Genomic DNA, 17,819 nt, shown 5'->3' with positions numbered 1-17,819 from the left:
TGCCTATCCGCTTTTTGAGCGCTGGCCCCGGAAAGCGGACATCATCCGCCGATCGCACCGTCAATCTACCAGATGAAAAAGACGCTCCGCATTGCGGTGAAAGATGCTGGCACGTTCCGATTCCGTCAGCCGCGCCCCTTCGATGAATCCGACCGCATCGCGGGAGTTCTCATATGGGAAATCGATCGCCCACATCACATTGTCGATCCCAGCGGATTTGATCACTAGGTCGAGCACGTCGGGAGATTCGAAACCGCTGGTCGTCGCTGCGAAATTGCGGCGAAAATACTCGCTCGGCGCCAGTTCCAGCGGTTTAAGTCGACCGTCTTTTGCTCGGCGCGCCGCCATATGGTCGAGACGCCACATCCAGAACGGCAGCGCTTCGCCCATATGGCCGAGGACGATCCGCAGGCGCGGATAGCGATCAAACACGCCGCTGAGGATCAACCTGACGGCGTGCGTTCCGGCCTCGACTCCGAAGCCCCAGATTGACCCGCCCATGCTATAGTCGCGGAACGGCTCGGCCATGCCGTTCGATGGCGCGCGCGGGTGCAGATAGATTGGTCGGTCGAGCGCCTGCGCCGCCTCGAGGACAGGTGCGAAGCGCGGATCGTCGAGATAGAGATTGCCGGTGTGGGAATTGATGATGAAGCCGTTCAGGCCGAGTGCCTTCACCGCGCGCTCCATTTCCCTGACGGCCCGCACCGGGTCTTGCGGCGCGAAGCAGGCCAGCCCGGCAAAACGCCGCGGATGGCGCGCGATCGCCGCGGCGAGGTGATCGTTGGTGGCGATTGCCAGCGCGCTCGCCGCATCGGGCTCAAAGATTTGGACGCCGGGGATCGTGACCGAGAGTATCTGCATATCGACGCCCGCATCATCCATGTCCGCCAGACGCTCGGTATCGAGATCGAGCAGTCTCCGGCGAAACCGGTCCTGGTTGGAGCCGGGGCGCGGATTATCGAAAATCGAGAGAATTCCGGTCGGGATATCGAGGCTCGACCGGGGATCCGTGCGCGCGATCTCCAGCCAGGCCTTGACGAGCTCTGGGGTGGCGAACGCTTCTTCGGTCGCGATCTTCTTGGTCGGTACCTTGGCCGCCTGGCCGCGCGCCGAGCTAGTCAGGCTCGTCATCGCGAGCCCCGCGGTCGTTCCAGTCAGAAACCCTCGACGGCTCGTGGTCATGGTCGATCTCCAAAGCTCGGCAGCATCGTACGGGGTTCAAAGCCGTTTCTCCCGCAACCTGCGTCGGCGGCTACGGACCTGTTCGGTCAACCCGCCGATCGACGTTGCCACGGCCACCGGGCTGCACAGAAGCACGATCACCTAGACCGTAACCGAGGCCCAGAAGACCCCGATCCTGCTCCACATCGCGCATCGCTTCAACACCGACCGCCGCTGGCACCCGGGCCACTAAGGGGAAATTAGTAGCCTGAACAAAGGACCGCTTTCAGGTTCCTGCCTCACAGGCTGGTACGACCGCAACTGGGGCGCATTTCCGCCTGTCAGCTTATAGCAGTGCCTGCCCTGCCGCTCTTGGGCCGTTGGCAGACTGACGGCTTCCGGACGCCCAGTAACCATTGCCGCCATTCAATGGTGCCCGCACCAATAATCGCCGCCCGGCCGTTCAGCCTTCCTTGAGCTCGGCAGCTCGTGCCGCGACGAGGCGATCGATGTTGCGGAGGAAGACTGCCAGGATTGGCGAGGGATTGTCGGCGCGATACCCTGCCGCGATCTCTATCACCGGGCCATTGCCCGCGAGCGGACGGCTGACCAGCGAGGCGGGCAGCAGCGCCCTCACATAGGCGGGCAGCAGGGTGACGCCTTTAGTGGAGGCGACCAGCGAGATGCCGGTCGCGTAGCCATCGAGGAAATGCGTCGGCGTCATCGCGAGGCCCCGCTCCCGAAAATAGCGATCGACGATTCCGCGCAGGACATGGGGTGTGTCGGCATAGCCGATGAATGACCGCGGATCGATGTCTCGGGGTTCGATCTCTCGCAGCGCAGCGAGCGGATGCTCGCGCGGCAGGATGACGACGATCGGCTCGTGCGTGATGATCTTGTAGGTGACGTTCGGCTGCGGCTCGATCCGCGAGAAGCCGAGATCGATCTCGCCGCGCTGTACGGCCGCGCCGATAGCCGGTGAGAAGTCGCTGGTCACCTGGAAATCGATCGCCTGCAGTTCGTCACGCAGGAGGTGGGTGACGTGCCGCAGCCACTCGACCTCCTGACCGGTCAGGAAGCCGACGGCGAAACTGGCCTTGCCCGGCCGCGCCGCCCGTCGCGCGGCGGCCACGGCCTCGCCGGCCTGGACGAGCGTGAGCCGGGCATGGTCGAGAAACACGCGTCCGGCGGGGGTCAACGTCACGCCGCGGGGGCCGCGCACCAGCAATTGCGCGCCCACCTCGAATTCGAGGTCGCGTAGCTGCCGGCTGAGCGAAGGCTGCGAAGTGTGCAGCCGGTTCTCGGCGGCCTCGGTCAGGCTCCCCGTCTCGGCCACGGCGACGAAGTAGCGAAGATGGCGCAGCTCCATAAGTCATGCTTTTGAGGCATGATAGCTGGACATGCAAAGTCTTTGTCGCTGCCGAGGTCTTCTCGTATTTCGAGCATGTCGAGAGAGAAGCCGCCTGCCTGGAAGTCATGGCAGGCGTCCACTGGATCAATTGCTTTCCAGCTGCGGGGAATATGTTCCCGCGCGGACGAGCGCATGTGCCCGCGGGAGCGCCTGAGCCTTCTGACGGGACGTGCGATCGCCTCGGCATCTGACGGCCGACAGGAGTCCCGATCCTTGCGGCTGCATATTCACGAAGGAGACGCGCAATGACCAAGATTCTGATCGTCCTGTCCGCTGCCGACACCTGGACCCGCGCCGACGGCTCAAAATACCAGAGCGGCGTCTGGGCCGAGGAGTTCGTCGTCATGGACGAGAAGTTCATCGGCGAAGGTTGCACGGTCGACATCGCCACGCCCGGCGGCATCGCCCCGAAGATCGACCCACACAGCATGAATCCCGCCGTCGTGGGCCAGGAGAATGTCGATCATTTCAGCCGCTACCTCGACTCGATCGCCGGGCGGCTGGCCCATCCGCTGGTGCTCGCCGACATCGACGGGCGCCGCTACGATGCGATCGTGATCCCCGGCGGGCACGGTCCGGTCGAGGACCTCTACAAGGATCCGGACATGGGACGCATCCTCGTTGAGGCCGATCGCACCGGCATTCTGATCGCGCCGGTGTGCCACGGCCAGGCCGCCCTGCTCGCGGCACACGACCCGAAGGGCGACTGGCTGTTCAAAGGCCGCGCGATGACGTCGTTCAGCGACGAGGAGGAGGTCGAGCTCGGCACTGCCGACAACGCGCCCTGGCTGCTTGCCGACACGCTGCGTAAATCCGGCGCCCGCTATGAGAAAGGGCCGAACTGGGGCGCCTATGTAGTGCGCGACGGCAACCTGCTGACCGGCCAGAACCCGGCATCGAGCGCACCTCTCGCCGAAGCGGTGCTGGCAGCGCTACGCTGACGCCCGGCGTCACGCCGATCTATGAACGCGCGGGACCGACGCGAGCCGGTCCCGCTTCCGCCCTGGGCAAATCCAGGTGTGGAACCGAGAAGCTAAATCCGAACCCCACAAACCGGCGGATTCATGCCCGAAGTCGCGGAAAGCTGCTCGCACGCTAACCACAACAGCCGACGCTTGGCGACTTGACGGGACCGCCGCTTCGGGAGCGCCTGCCTTTCTCCTCAACGGCTGCAATTGGGAGGCGATGCCGACCGGCAGCTTTTGCGCAGAGCGGCCCGGCAGCTTGTAGGCCGATTAGCTGCCGGACCGCTTCTCGAACAGTTGGCGCGGAAGCCGTCATTCACGAGGTTCCGTTTTCCAAGGCCCCCCGCGATCGACCTCTGCTACGAAGTCCAGGAAGGCCCGAACCTTCGCGGGCGGGAGGTGGCGCGACGGATGATAGGCAAAGAGAGGGTAGGTCTCGTGGGACCAGCCGGCGAGGATCTCGATGAGGTCGCCGCGCTGGAGCCAGGGCGCCAGGCCGAGCGCAAGGCTCTGGAAGATGCCTTGGCCGGCGAGGCAGGCCTCGACAGCAACCGATGGGTCGTCGGTGGTCATCCGTCCGTGCACATCAACTTCGAACGCATCGGCACCTTGCCCGAATTCCCACGCGAATGGGCGACCTGTCTGCGGATCACGGAACAGGATAAGCTCGTGGTCGATCAGGTCGTGCGGCGTCGTGGGGAGCCCGCGCCGCTCCAGATAGGATGGAGACGCGCAGGTGATCACACGGGTCTCCAGGATCTTGCGCGCGATCAACGACGCCCCGTCGGGCGGGCCGAAGCGGATCGAGACGTCGACGCCGACCATCATCTCCTCGCGGTGATTGCTGACGAGCAGGTCGAGCGAAAGCGCTGGATGGCGATTGAGAAAGCACTTGAGATTGGGCGCCAGCACCATCCGCGCGAACCAGGGATCCACGCTGACCCTGAGCTTGCCGGTGACGGTCGCGGCGGCGGCCGCTGCCTCGCCTGCCGCCTCTTCGATGCCGGCAAGCAAGGGCGTGACCTGATGGTAGAATCTGCGCCCCTCCTCCGTCAGCGTCGCGGCGCGCGGCGTCCTGTCGAACAATCGGATACCAATCCTTGCCTCGAGCCGGGCGACTGCGCGGCTCACGCCTGACGGGGACAGGCCGAGCGCCTCTCCCGCCCGTGCGAAATTCCCCGCCTCGACGACCGTGGCCAGCACCCCGACGCCGGTCAGGATCCGCGCATCGAAGGGCATGATCTCACCTTGCTGTGATTCAACCGCACAATAGCGATGATCTTTATGCGCTCAAGTCAACCCTCCGGACAGCCTAATGCCGCAGGTGCGAACCGGACATTTTACTCCCACACGCCCGACAGGAGATGCCACATGTATGCGATCACTGGAATTACAGGGAAGGTCGGGGGAGCGCTCGCCGCTGCGTTGCTGGACGCGGGGCTGCCCGTGCGCGCCGTCACGCGAGATGTCGCCAAGGCGGCCGACTGGGCCGCGCGCGGCTGCGAGACCACCGTCGCCGCAATGGAAGACGCCGATGCGCTCGCCAACGCATTCACCGGCGCCGAAGCCGTATTCGTGCTTCCCCCTCCCGATTTCGACCCCGAGCTGGGCTATCCCGAGGCACGCCGCGTGATTGCAGCGGTGCACAAGGCGATCGAGCGGTCGCGGCCCAGCCGGGTGGTCTGCCTGTCCACGATCGGTGCCGACGCCGACGAAGACAACCTCCTCACCCAAAGGACATTGATGGAGCAGGCTCTCGCCACCCTGCCGATGCCCGTCACCTTCCTGCGGCCGGGCTGGTTCCTGGACAATGCCGCTTGGGACGTATCCTCGGCGATGGACGATGGCGTCGTCCGCAGTTTCCTCGCTCCGCTTGATCGGCCGATCGCCATGGTCGCCGCGCAAGACGTGGGGCGCACGGCAGCAGTCCTCATCCGGGAAAGCTGGGAAGGCGTGCGCGTGGTCCGGCTGGAAGGGCCGTCGCGCGTCTCACCCAACGATATTGCCGCCGCCTTCTCTGCGGCGATCGGCCACCCGGTCCGGGCCGAGATCGTCGCGCGCGAGCAGTGGGAAGCGATCTTCCGCTCCGAGGGCATGCGCCACCCGCTACCGCGCATTCGCATGCTCGATGGCTTCAATGAGGGCTGGATCGATTTTCCTCCGAACGATCCAAGCGTCCTCAAGGGACACACCGACGTTCGCAAGGTTATGGCCTGTCTGGTCCGAGCGGCACGCGCCAAAGACGAACATCGCTACAACGGATCACGATAAGGCAGCTCGTGAGCCGACTGCGGACAGACACCTGCAATTGCTTTCGAGGTCGAGGGCACTGGTTGTGCGGTCAGATCAGCGTAACGTGGCGAGGGATGATCGCTCGGGTTGTGTGATTCGGTACTGGATAGGGTCGGCCGCAGCGAGCTGCTGTTGGCTCGCCTCCCAAGCCGTTATCTTTCAGCCGCAACGAGGCTGACAAACCCCAGCGACCACGATTCAGACGGAGACTACAGGCAAAAAGCCTAACGCCAGCGCAGTCTTAACAGCTTCCGTTGTTGTGCGTACGCCTAAGCGGGTGAACAATTGCGCGCGATAGGCTTCTACCGTCCGAGGGCTCAGTCCAAGCTCGAAAGCGATCACCTTGTTGGGCGCACCACGAAGGATACCGCTCAGGACCTGCCGCTGGCGATAGGTTAGGTTCTGAATGGCCTTCCAAACGTCCTGCTCTGCAGGATAAGATCGCGAGTCAAGGGTCCCCCGCTGCATAACCCGTTCTAGCGCGCTGAAAAGTGCATCCGCCGAATAGGGTTTTTCGAGAAAATCCGCCGCGCCCTCTCGCATCGCCTCGACGGCGAGTGGTACATCTCCATGGCCGGTTATCATGATTACGGGAACGTCGCCGCCACGTTGACGCAACACTTTGAGGACTTCGATCCCGTCCCTACCAGGCATGCGGATGTCGAGCAGGATGCACAGGGCACCAACTAAGTCATCCTCGGCGAGAAGCACATCACCGCTTTCGAAGCACTTGGCGGCGAAGGCATGCCGGTTGAGCAAACGCACCGTAGAGTTGCGCACGCTGGCATCGTCATCCACGACCAATATCAGTCCATTCGACATTGTCATCTTGCCTGCCGAGATTTCACCTGGCTGCCGTTTTTGTTGGGCTTCACCACGGCATCGTGCTCGACAGGCAGTTTCAGTGCGAAAATTGTCCCGCTGCTGCCGGTCTCTTGCAACCGAATCGTGCCACCATGGGCTTCCATGAGGCGCCGGCACACGGACAGCCCCATTCCCATACCTGCGGGCTTGGACGTGACGAAAGGATCGAACAAGGCTGCACGGACCTCAGGGGCAATGCCTGGACCTGTGTCGCCGATCCAAATCTCCACTTCGTTTCCGTCGAGTGTGCGCGTCATAATGGTGAGCTTTCTTTCCTGACCGCGAGGCAAGGTGACGAGCGCGTCCTGGGCGTTGCGCAGGATGTTAACGAGCACTTGCTGAAGCTGGATTGGGTCCACGTGAACTAGCGCGCCGTCAGTGTTGGAGACACGTTCGACGGCGATCCCATTGGCAGCTGCGTCAATAAGAGCGAGGCGGCTGCCTGCCTCGATCAGTGCATCAATCTTCACGATCTGGCGTTCGCCGGTGCCTTTGCCAATAAACTCTCGCAGTCGACGAACGATCTCGCCAGCGCGCAGTGCTTGCTGCGACGCCTGAGCCATTATTTCCTCGATCTCCTTCAAAGCGTTCTCGTCCGGACCGCCCGCCACCGCATACATGCCAGCGCCCAGATAATTCACGATCGCCGTGAGCGGCTGATTGATTTCGTGCGCGATGGCTGCTGCCATCTCCCCCATGTCGTTAACGCGGGCAAGATGGGCGTACTCACTCTGCAAGGCGAAGAAGCGCTCCTCGCTTCGCTGCAGCGCCGACTCCGCGATCTTACGTGGAGTGAGATCGCGCATCATCCCGGTGAAGTATCTTCTTCCGTCTAGTTCCCATTCCGCCACTGAAAGATCGAGAGGAATGCTCGATCCGTCTTTGCGCCGCCCAAATACTTCACGACCAATCCCGATTATCGCAGGCGGTGCGCCAGCACGATAGCGCTCCAGATATCGATCATGCTCACGGGCAATAGCCGCAGGCATTAGAATGGTCACATTCCGCCCGACAAGCTCCGCCGGCGTATATCCGAACATTCGCTCCACCCCCGGGTTGACCGACTCGATCGTCCCGGTCGCATCAATGATAGCAATCGCTTCGACGGCGCTGTCGAAAATCGCTCGGAATCGCGCTTCACTTTCAAGCCGACTCGCCTCGGCCTGTTTCCGAGCGCTAATGTCTTTGATGACTGCGACAAAGAAGTTGGGTGCACCGTCGGCGTGGCGGAGCAGGGTTACGGTGAGACTTACCCAGACGAGACTGCCGTCCCTTCGGATATAGCGCTTATCAATCCTGTAACCGTTGGTCTTGCCGGCAAGGAGCATGGAGACCTGTGCCAGATCCAGCGACAGGTCGTCGGGGTGCGTGATTTGCTGAAAGCTCCCATGGAGCAATTCATCGCTGCTGTACCCGGTAATTTCGCAGACCGCATGGTTGACACGCAGCCAGCGTCCGTCGGGTGCGACATGTGCGATACCGACAGCCGCGATCTCAAAGGTAGAACGGTATATATCCGTCGACTGCTCGCCGGTGGGAGAGTCGTGAATTGCAGACAAACTGATCCTCCCTGCGCAGAGCACCCTTCCGACAAGCGCTTCGCTCGCCGAGTGTTTCGAACCATTACTTTAAATACCCAGTGCGGTGCGATAACGGACTGAGCCTCCACCGCCACTCAGATAAAGTCCGGTACTGCATTCATGAGTAGTCCCTGGCCCTCGTCACAATCAAATTATGGGAACCAGTGCCGCATCAGCACAACATAATAACGATTTTTCCAATTTTGATGCGTTCGCACAGAACGGCCAGTAAAGGTGCGGACCAACCGGCATTGGACGGCGGCGATGGGGCGCAGCTTTACAAGCTCGGAGAGCCAGCCCCACGAGCATCGGCTTGCCCAGTTTGTGGAACTGCCCTGAGTATATGTTCGAAATCTGCTGCGGGGCGCGGCCGGCTAATCAGATAACCTTGAAGATGCGTGCAACCCAGCTGCACCAACGCGTTCATCTGCTCCGCCGTCTCCACTCCTTCCGCAACGGTTCCCATTCCCAGCCGCTTACCCAACCCAATCACCGCCTCAATGATTGCGTAGGACACTGGACTTTCAAGCATCCTCGAGACGAAGGATCGATCAATTTTCACCTTGTCAAAGGGGAAGCGCTCAAAGTAACCGAGCGAGGAGTAGCCGACACCGAAATCGTCCATCAGGATCTGGATTCCGAGATCCCGTAGAGCCTGCAAAATCTCGAAAACCCGATCAACATTTCGGATCACCAATCCTTCGGTAACTTCGAGTTGCAAACGCGTGGCGGGTAGACCGGTACGTGCAAGTACCTCCACAATCGTCGCGGCCAAGTCGCCACTTTCAAACTGTAACGGAGACAGGTTGACCGCTACCCGGATATGGGACGGCCAGGATGCGGCTTCGCGACAAGCGGTCTCCAGAACCTGTCTTCCGAGTTCGGGCACGAGGCCGCATTCTTCCGCGATCGAAATGAACAGGTCAGGAGGGATCGGCCCGCGCTGAGGATGAATCCACCGCGCGAGGGCCTCGAAGCTCGTGGTTAGCCCGGTAGCTGTGGATACAACGGGCTGATAGAGAACGCTTATTCCACCTTGCTCCACCGCCCTCCGGAGATCCACCTCCAGGACGCAACGGTCTCGAGCTGCCTTGTCCATCTCGGGACTATAAAAGCAAGCCGAGCTTCCTCCACCTGCCTTCGCGCGGTACATCGCGAGATCAGCTGCCTGACGAAGCTGGCTTAAGTTCGCGCCATCGTCGGGGCAGATCACGACGCCAATGCTCGCTCCCGTGTGCGCGACGAAGCGCTCAAGACGATAAGGCTCGCCCAGCCTCCGGACCAGGGCTGCAGCTAGGCGATGGGCGTCCCGGACCGGGTCAGAGCCGGCAATTAGGACAGTGAACTCGTCACCACCGACGCGGGCGGCAAATGCTTCGCTGCCGACCACGCTGCATAAACGTTCGGCGACCTGTGTCAGCACTTCGTCCCCAGCAACATGGCCAAACTGATCGTTGATCGCCTTAAAGCGGTCGAGATCAATCGTCAGCACAGCAAATGGGGTTTCCGAACGCGTGAGAGTGTCAACTCTTTCGAGGAAACTCGCGCGGTTGTGTAAGTTAGTCAGTGAGTCATGTTGGGCCAGCCGAAGAATTTGCTCTTGTGCTTCACGTATATCGGTAACATCTTCGCTCATGCCGAGAATGAATTGCCCAGGCATGTCGGGTCCATCGACCATAATTCGCTTGGTGCGCAGTCGGATGACCCGTCCATCCTGCCGAGTGAAGTCGCTCTCATAAAACTGGACGCCCCCGGAGGAGAGGACATGGCTGTCGCGTTCGTGATAGCCCTCGCCGGTGTCAGGGAACAATTCCCTGTCGGTCCGACCAACGACGGCCGAAGCGGGCAGCCCGATGAACTCCTCTCCGGTGCGGTTCAACAGCTCATAGCGGCGGGTTCCGCTGTCTTTTACGAACAGCATAGCGGGAAGGTTTGCGATGATCGTGTCCAGAAACAACCGCGTTTGCGCGTTCTCGCGCTCCCGCTGTTTCCGCGTGGTTACATCGCGGATAATTGCAGCGTAACCCAACCTTCGCGTCGGCCTGTCTTCTTCCAGCCGCGCCACCGACAGCTCAATGGGGAAACGCTCGCCGGCCTTGCGCTCGGCCTCGAGTTCGAAAACTGTTTCCGAATGTCCACGCCGACCCGTGAAGGAGCGCAGCATCGAACGATAATTCGCGCTGGATCGTCCATTCTTGGTAATGATCAGGCCAATCGCCTGTCCTATCGCTTCATCGGCCGCGTACCCGAATATTTTCTCTGCGGCGCGGTTCCAGTAGGAAATGCGTCCGCTGGCATCCACGCAAAGAATTGCATCCGAGGTCGCGTCAACCATCCTCGTCGCGATCTCGCTGAGCTTTCGATCACGGATGCCCTCAATCCGCTCGACGACAAGCCGCGCCAGAACAACCAGCGCTCTGCGCTGGTCCGCCGAGAGCGGACCTCGGCTCGTGGGATCGAACACACATAGCGTCCCAAGGCAATGACCTGTCGAAACGATGAGCGGCGCGCCAGCATAAAACCGGATTCCTCGTTCCCGGGCTACCAAGGGATTGGCCACAAAACGCGGGTCTGCCGAGGCGTCTCCAACCTCGATGAAGGATTGGGACGTGACCGCATAGTCGCAGAATGCCTGCTCGCGAGGAGTCTCCGAAAAGGCAATACCGACCCTTGATTTGAACCATTGCCGCTTATCGTCAATCAGACTGATGGCGGCACTTTCGGCACCCAGGAGCATACTCGCCAGGCGGGTTATCTCGTCGAAACGCTCCTCTTGCGGGGTGTCAAGCAATGCGAAGCTTGCTAATGCCCGCAGGCGCTCGTATTCATTCTGCTTGCAGGTTGCCATCTTCACTATCCTGGGTGGGAGATTGCAGCAACTTCCTTTACATTTCGTCAGGACATTCCGCGTGCCAGGCGAAGGGCGGAAAGCAGTCGAAATGAACTTTGGCGGCGCCCGACGTGCACCCCATAACCATCGCGGCAGATTCGGCGAGCTCGCCGCTCCGCGATGGTCAGACGGTGCGCCGATACCCGCCCCAGGAGAAAATTCGGGCCGGAGCTAGAAAGATGCCCAGTCGCCGGAGGGCGGCTTGGTTCCCAGCGCCGCTCGCGCAAGCTGTGGACCGGCATTCTTCCCGGGCTTTCCCTTTGGCGCATAGTGCGTCGATCCTGAGCGACGGCCCAAAGCTGCAGCCGAATCGCCAACGTTAAATCGCTCTGCCTGATCGGACAGCCCACCCACTTCAACGGACAGGTTGCGGGCGGCAGCGGAAGTTTCCTCTACCATTGCGGCATTCTGCTGTGTCGCCTGGTCCATGCTGCCGACAGCGACGCTGATCTCGGCGATTGCGGCCGACTGCGCCTGGTTGGAAGCCGCGATGTCCGCAAGAAGAACATGAACCTCTCCAACATTGTCGAAGATGTCTGTGAATGCAGCATCCACCTTCTGCACCATTTCTACCGCGGCCACGACATCCGTCCGGGTGGCCGTCAACTGTTCGCGGGCGCGGCCCGCTTCTTCCTCGGCGCGCATCGCAAGCGCAGAGACAAGGTCAGCGACGACCGCAAAGCCGCGCCCGGCCTCGCCAGCGCGGCCCGCTTCGACTGCAGCGTTCATGGCAAGCACGCGGGTCTGGAATGCGATCTTGTCGAGGCCTTCGATGACGTCGTCGATACCCGTGGCACTTTCGCTCACGCGCGTCATGGCATTCACGGCCTCTCCGGCGGTCGTGCGGCCGCCCGCTACGCTCTGGATCGCGCCATCTGCTCGACGGACCGTACGGCTGGCTGCTTCTGCTGTCGCGCGCAGCCGCTCATCCATCTGTGCAACCGCAGCCGTGGTCTGCTCGAGACTCGCTGCATTGGCCTCGGTCCGACGCGCGAGGTCCTCCGATGCCTGTGCGATCTCGGCTGCGCCGGTGTTGATGCTCTCTGCGCTATCCAGCACCGAACCGACGAGGGTCCGCAGCGAAGCCAGCGCTTCGTTGAAGTTTGTCTTGAGTTCGGCATAGGCCGAAGGAAACTCAACACGAATCTCGGCCGTGAAGTCACCCTGGGTCAGGGAGGCAAGGCTGGCGCGCAGTGCTGCGACGACCTCGCTCTGTTCTTGCGAGGCGCGGATTTGCTCTCGCGCGGTGTCCCGGAATGTGAACATCGCACGCGTCATCCTTCCGACGCAATCCTTGTACGCCGTGTAGGCTACAGGGCTTTCAAGATCTCCTGCGGCTAATGCTTCCATACGAACCACTGTATTCACATAGGGATCGCAGATCGCCCGGCGAAAACGCCAGGCACAGGTCGTCCCCACCGACGCCGCAGCAGCGCTCGCTGCGACCATGAGCCAGTCTTCGCGTATCGCGCTAAGGAGACCTAGGACCAACACTAGAGACAAGAGCGTTCCAAATGCTACCAACGTCTTTTGCCGGATCGGCGCATTCGCCTCAAACCACTGCATCATCTACGGTTCTCTCGCTTCACAGTAATAACGCCGAAAAAGCGTCCTCACGTTATAGCGGGCGTCGGAGACCAGCGTTGGGGTTAACCAAGGCGCCATCCAGCAAGATGAAGCAATGGGAGTAATTTTTTAGAGATATCTCATTACAATCAATAACTTATTACTCCATAAGAGAATATACTGCAGTAGTTGCGGGCGTATTGTCGGGGCGTGTGATTCACCAGATCTCGCCTATGTCGATAAGGTAAACCGCTGAATGACTGACGTCCCCGAGAAGCGCGGTCCTCCGAACTCCGAATGCTTTTTGCGCTGAGCGAGCAGGCAGGGGATGCCGCGCTTCCATGTTCAACTTGCTAAGGAATTGATGCACCGGAGGTCCAGTCAGCGCACGCGCCATCTACAATGCAATCAGGAGACGCTGCACATGCATGCGAGATTGCCGGGATTGGGTGACCATGGTTCAAGTTTTCAATAGCTGGCGTCTGTCGAAGAAGATGCTGGTCGCCTTCGCAGTAATCGGCTTCCTCCTTGCGAGCGTTACTGCAGCAGGCATCTTCGCCATGTGGGAGCTGGGTGCTATCGCCACCCGGCATGTCGAACGTGGCATCGGCGGAACCGAGGCACTTGGCCGGCTCACCTCAGCGCTGCGTGAGCACCGGATCATCATCTGGTCGCAGACGAGCGCAACTAGCCCACAAGAGGAGCGCAGCTACCAGGATCGCTTCGAAAAGAACAAGCGGGATATAGCCGACGCGCTCGGGCACTACGCGCCGCTTGCAGGAGAGCTCTCACCCAAGCTGGATGCTCTCAAGCGCAACATCACCGCCCTTGAGCAAGTGAACGCGCGCATCTTCGAGCTGCACCGTCAAGGTGCGGGCGCAGAACTGTCCCTCATCAAGGGTGAGGGACGTCGTGCTTCGGAGACCGCCCTCGGCAGCGCGGTGGACCTGGTTACCGCGCATCAGGCCCGCGCCAAGGTCAACAATGAGAAGGGGCAAGCCTTCTCGGCAAAGATCTTCGCTGCAGTCCTGGCATTGGCCGCCTTCGGCATGGCGATGCTCTTCGCGATCTGGCGGCTGATTGGTAAGACCGTTTCCACTCCGATGGCGGAACTTTCGAAGGCAACCAAGACGCTGGCCGATGGCGGCGAGGCGGTGGTGCCGCACCGCGCCCGCGCCGACGAACTTGGCGAAGTCGCGCAGGCGGTTGAGCAATTTCGCATCGCCGCCGTCTCGCGAGCCGAGGCAGATGCTAGGGCTGCAGCTGAGCAGGAAGTCGTCACCAGTTCGTTGCGGGACGGCCTGAGTGCATTGAGCGGTGGCGACCTCGCGTGCGAGATCACTCGGGACTTTCCGAACGCCTATGCCGAACTCAAGTCCAACTTCAACGAAGCGCTTGTCTCCCTGCGCCGCCTGATCGGCGCTGTGATGGAGAGCACGGCGACCATTCGGACCGGATCGGGCGAGATTGCGCAGGCATCCGAGGACCTGGCACGCCGCACCGAAGCCAATGCCGCGAGCCTTGAGGAGACCTCGGCTGCCATCGCGCAGATCGATGGTCGTCTCAAGGCAACGGCCGAAGCCGCCGACCGGACGGTCGCGCGTGCTGATGGCGCCATCACCACCGTAAACGGTGGCCGCGGCATCGCCGACGAGGCTGTAGAGGCGATGAACCGTGTCAGCGAGAGCGCCAAGGGCATCGACGACGTCATCGAGGGCCTGGACAAGATCGCGTTCCAGACCCGCGTGCTTGCGATGAACGCCGCGGTCGAGGCCGGCCGCGCCGGCGAAGCCGGGCGCGGCTTCGCAGTCGTCGCCGACCTCGTCTCTGCCCTCGCCATGCGGGCTGAGGAGGAAGCCGGACGGGCACGCGAGCAGCTTACCGCCACCCGAACCGACATCGTCGCAGCCGTCGAGATGGTCCAGAAGGTCGATGGGGCGCTGGCGGATATCTCCAGTGACGTCGGCGAAGTCCACGCGTTGCTCGGCCAGATGGCCAATGACAACCAGGCGCAATCGACGGCGATCACTCAGATCTCCGTGGCGGTTGGCACGATGGACCAGTCCACCCAGCAGAATGCTGCCATGGTCGAAGAGACCTCCGCAGCCGCTCGAAATCTCAGCGTCGAAGTCACGGCGCTGAGCGAACAGGCCGAGAAGTTCAACCTCGGGGCCGACACCGGACCCGCGTCGCGAGAGACGCGAGACCGGCAGACCAGCCCCCGCACACGTCCGATCCTTGCCCCCCGTAGCCGCACCCCCATGCTCGCGGGTGCTTCGGCTGCCGGAGACTGGGCAAGCTTCTGACGTGCCGGAAGGTGGCGGCCAGGGCATCCCCCCTCCAACGCTCTGGCCGTCACCTTTCGAGAAAGAAGTCTGTGCTCCCGGCGGCTAAAAGGCAGCCTGACAGGAGCCGCCCCAAAAGCCGCCGTTGCGGACGATGTATCAGCTAAGTGGCTGTCAGATCATTGCTGCATTTGCTGCATTTGCGCGCGGGCCAGGGAGCGCTGATCATGAACCGGCGAAGAAAAACTGACCTGCCGCAGTTTGGGCATGCGATCATGAAACTGCCGAGGCTTCCAACAGCAAACCAGACAAAGGCTAACGGTAGCACGGCGATGATTGCGACTTCCGTTGAGAATCCCATTGCCGTTACGGCGATTGGGACACCCCACATAATCGCGGGCGTGGTCAGGATTACGGCGAGTATGAACCGCTGCCCTCTCTGATAAGGACTGGCTTCGCTTCGCGTGAACATTTGAGAGCATTAGCTTATCGGTTCGTGGCGGTCTATTGTATCCGCACGAAAGCCGCCTGTCCCCTTTCCACCCAATGTCGGCCGTTTGGCGGTGGAGCGGCTGATCTAGAAGCGGCCAGGCGGCAAACGCCCCAATTGCAGACATCCGGAACACGTGGGAAGATACCGAGATGAAAAGGATTGTTTTCGCACTCGCTGGAGCGTTGGTCACCGGTAGCGGGGGTCACCTGCAATCGGGACAGGACCGCGTGCCCAACACCGTGCTGGCTGTTGCGCCGCAGTCCTCTTCTGCATCCGAGAAACGCCGTCCTGCTTTGAGCCGCAATTGTACCCATCCCCGCGAAGGCGAGTATCATACGTTCGGGAACCGGTGGGGTCGCTATGGTGATATTTGCATTGACCGCATTGAGGTTAGTTTCGAAGCGTTCCCGGACCCTTCGGTGGGCTATTCCATTGCCTCGGATCGCTGCCCCGGTCTCGGAAACTTCGGGCGTTTCCGCAGGCCTGACAACTTGTTCGAGGCTCCCGTGTCGGAACAGATAGTCGTTTGGAAGCGGGCCTTGGCTGACGACCTTCGAGAATTCGCACGGCAATGTGGTGTTCGGTTAGATCCCACACCTTTCGTCGATGAACGATTTGATCGATTTTACGTGGACTATGGCGATGGCTGGTGGTTCGAACGGGTGGGCGAAAGATTCCGCCAAGCTCCGAACATAACCGCAAACCGACCGGTGGCTGGAGTCCGCTAAGGGCGGCCGTCGAGAGACGCTTGTGGATGTCCGCTTACCACCCAATAGCGGACTCCCACACCTATATGAACGAACGGCCGCTATCGGCATTTGCGACAGTCAGGCCGAACGGCAGCAACTGGGGCGCATTCCCGACTGGCAGGTTTCTCCAAACGCGGTCCGGCAACTCGTGGGCCGGCTGCGGACTGGCAGCTTGCGATAGCGGAACCGGGCAAAGCAGCCCTCACAACCTGTGGCGACGATGCTGGCGGTGAGCGCAATGCTCCTGCCGCTGCGCGGATGATGTCGCCAGGGCCTGGTGGCTGCCCGCCTCACGTCGTGCAGAGCATCTCGACTAGGCTCGCGCGATCGACGCATGAATCGGCAACAGCGCCGCACCCAGCGCGGAGCCGGCGCCGCCGAGCCGGGAAATCTCGATGTCGTACCGCTCCTTCTCGCTCTCCGCGATATGGTCGCCCCATTTGATCGCCCGGCGGTTCAGCCGGTCGGCGAGTCCGTGCATGATTGCGGACGGCAAGGGGCTCATCAGCCTGATCGCACCCGGATCGAACCAGGCAAGCGCCGAATTGATCGTCTGGAGCAACTGATCGGCGGCCCGCTCCAGCCACTGATCGATCGTCGCCTCATATCCCGGGATCGCCTCCTCGAAATCCGCCAGCGACCCGACCTTGCATCCGGCCGCCTGCAGCGTCGCGATCAGGTCGAGCGTCGTCGGGCGCGGCTGGTTGCCCGGGTAGAACATGCCGATCTCGCCGGCGCTGCCCGTCTCGCCGCGCATCAGCCGGCCTTCATGGACGATCCCCGCCCCGACGCCGTGCCCGAGCAGGATCACCACCGCCGTGGTGCAGCGCCGGATCAGGCCGCCCAGATAATATTCGGCAAGCGCCGCCGCCGTCGCGTCGTTCTCGATCCAGATCGGCAGCCGCAGCGCTTCCTCGAAGATCGTGCGCAGCGGCGCGTCCTTCCAGCCGGGTAGGTTGCGGACGACGTGCCACCGGTTGCCGTCGCGCGACAGCGCTGGGCCGGGCACGCTGAAACCGACGCCGTACAGGCGGCTCCCCAGCAGGCGATGCTCGATCGCGAGTTCGTGGATGCGGCGATCGACATGGCGGGCGAAACTATGCGGGTCGATCGGCTCGATCTTCTCGGAAGTGAGCGACACCACCCCCCCGGCATAATCGACCAGCGCGATTTCCAGGAGGCCGGCATAGATCGCCAGCCCGACGGCATAGCCCCCGGCCGGGGATATCCGCAGCGGCACTGTCGGGCGGCCGCGCCCTGCCAGCGCCTCGGCGGGCAATTCCTCGATCAGGGCCTGCCCGATCAGCGTCCTGGTCAGCTTGGAGATGGCGCCGTTGCTGATCTGCAGAGTCTCCGCCAGCGCGGATCGCGATTGCGAGCCGCGGGTGCGCAGCTGCCAGAGCAGCCGCTTCTCCTCCTCGAGCAGCGTGACCGGTGGATGCCTCATCGTCCACGGCCATAGCAGCCCGGTTCACGGTTCACGATTTATTTTCCCAGAAATAAATAAATCTGTCATCCCCACCCCCCATCGGCGCCACGAGTTCACAAAATCTCGGGGGACCG

Annotated in this window: 11 protein-coding genes; 3 read left to right on the top strand and 8 right to left on the bottom strand. The window is 61.8% G+C overall.

All coding sequences use genetic code 11. The features are described from left to right. Positions 1 to 60: 60 nt before the first annotated feature. Together HNP52_RS21810 and HNP52_RS21805 are read right to left on the bottom strand one after the other, a co-directional pair. Positions 61 to 1,182, bottom strand: a complete 1,122-nt coding sequence (locus tag HNP52_RS21810; protein WP_260396320.1) for an amidohydrolase family protein — start codon at positions 1,180 to 1,182, stop codon at positions 61 to 63. Positions 1,183 to 1,624: 442 nt separating this feature from the next. After that, positions 1,625 to 2,530, bottom strand: a complete 906-nt coding sequence (locus HNP52_RS21805; protein ID WP_184170809.1) for a LysR substrate-binding domain-containing protein — start codon at positions 2,528 to 2,530, stop codon at positions 1,625 to 1,627. A 287-nt stretch (positions 2,531 to 2,817) separates the two neighbouring features. Here HNP52_RS21805 and HNP52_RS21800 point away from each other — a divergent pair, with 287 nt between their 5' ends. Continuing rightward, positions 2,818 to 3,513: a type 1 glutamine amidotransferase domain-containing protein gene (locus HNP52_RS21800; RefSeq protein WP_184170806.1), complete on the top strand. Its 696-nt coding sequence runs from the start codon at positions 2,818 to 2,820 to the stop codon at positions 3,511 to 3,513. A gap of 336 nt (positions 3,514 to 3,849) precedes the next feature. On the opposite strand, the gene HNP52_RS21795 is transcribed toward HNP52_RS21800, so the two are convergent. Further along, on the bottom strand, positions 3,850 to 4,776 hold the full coding sequence (locus HNP52_RS21795; RefSeq protein WP_184170803.1) for a LysR family transcriptional regulator: 927 nt from the start codon (positions 4,774 to 4,776) through the stop codon (positions 3,850 to 3,852). A gap of 132 nt (positions 4,777 to 4,908) precedes the next feature. Here HNP52_RS21795 and HNP52_RS21790 point away from each other — a divergent pair, with 132 nt between their 5' ends. Then, positions 4,909 to 5,808: an NmrA family NAD(P)-binding protein gene (locus HNP52_RS21790; protein ID WP_184170800.1), complete on the top strand. Its 900-nt coding sequence runs from the start codon at positions 4,909 to 4,911 to the stop codon at positions 5,806 to 5,808. A 219-nt stretch (positions 5,809 to 6,027) separates the two neighbouring features. Here HNP52_RS21790 and HNP52_RS21785 read toward each other — a convergent pair whose 3' ends face one another. From HNP52_RS21785 to HNP52_RS21770, 4 genes are all read right to left on the bottom strand, one after another. Then, entirely contained in the window at positions 6,028 to 6,651 is a 624-nt protein-coding gene (locus HNP52_RS21785; protein WP_184170797.1) for a response regulator transcription factor, read from the bottom strand. Between the two features lie 2 nt (positions 6,652 to 6,653). Next, the gene (locus HNP52_RS21780; RefSeq protein WP_184170794.1) at positions 6,654 to 8,252 is read right to left on the bottom strand and encodes a PAS domain S-box protein; all 1,599 of its coding nucleotides are present in this window, start codon (positions 8,250 to 8,252) and stop codon (positions 6,654 to 6,656) included. Positions 8,253 to 8,550: 298 nt separating this feature from the next. Beyond that, positions 8,551 to 11,121 (bottom strand): EAL domain-containing protein, encoded by a 2,571-nt coding sequence (locus HNP52_RS21775; protein ID WP_184170791.1) that lies wholly within the window; start codon positions 11,119 to 11,121, stop codon positions 8,551 to 8,553. Between the two features lie 213 nt (positions 11,122 to 11,334). Continuing rightward, entirely contained in the window at positions 11,335 to 12,732 is a 1,398-nt protein-coding gene (locus tag HNP52_RS21770) for a methyl-accepting chemotaxis protein (protein WP_184170788.1), read from the bottom strand. Positions 12,733 to 13,184: 452 nt separating this feature from the next. Between HNP52_RS21770 and HNP52_RS21765 the strand changes: the two genes are divergently transcribed. Beyond that, positions 13,185 to 15,035 (top strand): methyl-accepting chemotaxis protein, encoded by a 1,851-nt coding sequence (locus HNP52_RS21765; protein WP_260396319.1) that lies wholly within the window; start codon positions 13,185 to 13,187, stop codon positions 15,033 to 15,035. A gap of 1,534 nt (positions 15,036 to 16,569) precedes the next feature. Here the strand turns inward: HNP52_RS21765 and HNP52_RS21760 are convergent. Continuing rightward, the gene (locus HNP52_RS21760; RefSeq protein ID WP_184170785.1) at positions 16,570 to 17,703 is read right to left on the bottom strand and encodes an ROK family transcriptional regulator; all 1,134 of its coding nucleotides are present in this window, start codon (positions 17,701 to 17,703) and stop codon (positions 16,570 to 16,572) included. Positions 17,704 to 17,819 lie beyond the last annotated feature (116 nt).

This window comes from Sphingomonas kyeonggiensis (assembly GCF_014204495.1).
Lineage (GTDB): Bacteria > Pseudomonadota > Alphaproteobacteria > Sphingomonadales > Sphingomonadaceae > Sphingomonas > Sphingomonas kyeonggiensis_A.
The sequence above is the reverse complement of the archived record's forward strand: the minus strand, read 5'-3'. Positions and strand labels throughout refer to the sequence as shown.